Source organism: Heyndrickxia coagulans DSM 1 = ATCC 7050 (genome assembly GCF_000290615.1).
Classification (GTDB): domain Bacteria; phylum Bacillota; class Bacilli; order Bacillales; family Bacillaceae_C; genus Weizmannia; species Weizmannia coagulans.
The window spans coordinates 1-2,581 of sequence record NZ_ALAS01000060.1; the positions used below are offsets into that span (position 1 = coordinate 1).

A 2,581-nucleotide genomic window follows, 5' to 3' on the forward strand; every position below is an offset into this window, starting at 1 on the left:
TGTTTCCCCCTCTTTTTAGGGGGAAAATTTTTTTATCCTTTTTTCAAACCCTTGGGCTACAAGGAGTCTGTAACATCGCAATTACCTCTTGGAATTTTTCACTAAAAAAACAGGGCAGCAAGTTGAAGCTCCCCTGCTGCCCTTTTCACCGTAAAAAAACGCTCGCAGACTTTTCATCTCATACGGGACCGGCTCCGCAAGCCGTTCTTCCGTTGTGCAGTTCTCATCTGCTTTTACCGGCCATACTCCCGTTTAAATGGAGGCGCCGCCTGCAAAAACCCTGCGTTCAAAAGCTTTTCTTCCGACGCCCGGGTCAGCTTTCGTAGCTGTCAATCATATTCGCGATATGCGTATAGGCACCCCCTGCTGCGAGCGCGCCCGCAACAAGGATGGCTTCCGCAAGCTGTTCTTCCGTTGCGCCCGCTTTTTGCGCCTGTTTGGAATGATAGTCAATGCAATACGGGCACTCGGTAATATGGGCGACCGCAACAGCAGCCAGTTCTTTGACAAGTGCGGGCAGTTTGCCGGCTTTCATGGAAGCAGCACCGAACGCATTGTAGGCCGCAAAGCCGTCTTTGGCAAGATGGTTCATGTTGGATAGTTTTTTCATATTGGATTTTTTGTAAATCGTATCACCGGCATCTTCAATCAGGGCAAGCTGCATATGGACACTGTGGGCCACTGCGCCACCTGCTTCCAGCGCTGCTGCCACAAATGCCGCTTCTGTAAGTTCTTCGAGACTGGCACCGGCCGCTTTTGCTTTTTTCGTATGAATGTCGAGGCAATACGGGCATTTTGTCGCATGGGCCACGGCGACCGCAATGATTTCTTTGTCACGGGCGGAAACGGCGCCGTCTTTAAATACTTCGGCATTGAGACGGTCAAAAGCAGCCGCCTGTTCCGGCGCAAGGTCTTTTAATTTCGATAGATGTTTGAGCTTATCTTTTTCATAATACGACATAAAGGACACTCCTCCCAATTGGAATACTTGTTTTTCATTATAGCCCTTCCATCCGAAAATGAATATTCATCTGCTTTTGTGTGGTAAAATGGGAAGAAGATGAATATCAGGATGGTGATGGTTTTGTTTGATTTTGATACAGTCATTGAGAGGAAAAATACCGCTTCTGTTAAATGGGAACAGGTCAAACAGGTCTTCGGGGAGGAAGATGTGCTCCCGATGTGGGTGGCTGATATGGATTTCAACCCGCCGCATGAAGTGGCGGAAGCGATTAAAAAGCGGGTTGACCACGAAATCCTCGGATATGCGTTTGTGCCGGATTCCACTGCAGAAGCGATTCAGGCATGGCTGAAAAAGCGCCATAACTGGGACATCCACCCGGCGTGGATCGCATACTGCACTGGCATTGTGCCGGCGATCAGCACAGCCATTCAGGCATTTACCGAACCGGGCGATAAAGTGCTGCTGATGTCTCCGGTGTACCATCCGTTTTTCCATATGGTTGAAAAAAACGGCCGTGTTGTCGCAAACGCGCAGCTGAAGCTTGTGAAAAACCGGTTTGAAATCGACTGGGAGCAGGTTGAAGCGCGGCTAAAAGAAGGGGCAAAGCTGTTTTTAGGCTGCAATCCGCATAATCCGGGCGGGCGCGTCTGGACGAAAGACGAGCTTGTAAAAATGGCGGATCTTTGCGCGCAGTATAACTGTTTGTTTTTGTCCGATGAAATCCACTCCGACCTTGTGTACCCGCCTCATACCCATGTGCCGGTTGCATCACTCGGAGACAAGTACCGCGATATGACCATCACCTGCATTGCGCCGACAAAAACGTTTAATCTGGCCGGGATCAAAGCTTCTGCCGTCATCATTCCAAACCCGGAACTGCGCAAAAAGTTCAAAGATGTGCAGGCGGTAAACGGGACATCCGCGTTGAATACATTTGGCATTGTCGGCATGGAAGCGGCATACCGGAACGGCGGTGAATGGCTGGATGCGCTCCTCGTTTACTTGAAGGAAAATATTGATACAGCGGCACGATTCATCGCGGAACGCCTGCCGGAAATCCGGGTAATGGAAACGGAAGGCACGTATTTAATATGGCTCGACTGCCGTGCATACGGCCTGGAAGAAGAGGCATTGAAGGACCGTTTATGGAAAAAGGCAAAGCTCGGCGTCGAAATCGGCAGCAAATTCGGTCCTGGCGGAGAAGGCTTCATCCGCATGAACATCGCCTGCCCGCGTAAAATTTTGATGGAAGGCTTAAACAGGCTGGAAAAGGCCTTTGCCTAAGGAAAGAAGCCGGCCCAAAAAACTTTGGGCCGGCCCGGGTTTTGGGCGCTTACAATGCGGGATGAAGGAGTTTTATTTGGAAGGGTCAGTATTTTCTGCTAGCCCTAAATATTGTTGCCGTTAAACCGGATGTTATTGCTTTTTTCAAGGTACTGGATCGTTTCTTGCACGTTTGCTGTTATCAATTGAAGCAGGATATCAGCCTTTTCTTTTGATGTAGTGAACTACCCTCCACTTATCAAGCTTACGGTTTGATTGAAGTGGGGGCTTCTCGACTTATCGTTGCTTTTACTAGCCAACGAAAACTGACCGAGCTAACCCTCTTGTTCCAAG

The 2,581-nt window shown here is 49.4% G+C and carries 2 protein-coding genes; one reads left to right on the forward strand and one right to left on the reverse strand.

Annotated features, from left to right (window positions below):
* Positions 1-313: 313 nt before the first annotated feature.
* Positions 314-961, reverse strand: a complete 648-nt coding sequence (locus IC21_RS02395) for a carboxymuconolactone decarboxylase family protein (protein WP_029143131.1) — start codon at positions 959-961, stop codon at positions 314-316.
* A gap of 117 nt (positions 962-1,078) precedes the next feature.
* Here IC21_RS02395 and IC21_RS02400 point away from each other — a divergent pair, with 117 nt between their 5' ends.
* Entirely contained in the window at positions 1,079-2,248 is a 1,170-nt protein-coding gene (locus IC21_RS02400; RefSeq protein WP_029143130.1) for a MalY/PatB family protein, read from the forward strand.
* Positions 2,249-2,581: the final 333 nt, after the last annotated feature.

Bases quoted from the DNA above. Each gene is read 5' to 3' on its own strand.
- IC21_RS02395 (WP_029143131.1), bottom strand. From the start codon at position 961: ATGTCGTATTATGAAAAAGATAAGCTCAAACATCTATCGAAATTAAAA.
- IC21_RS02400 (WP_029143130.1), top strand. From the start codon at position 1,079: ATGGTTTTGTTTGATTTTGATACAGTCATTGAGAGGAAAAATACCGCT.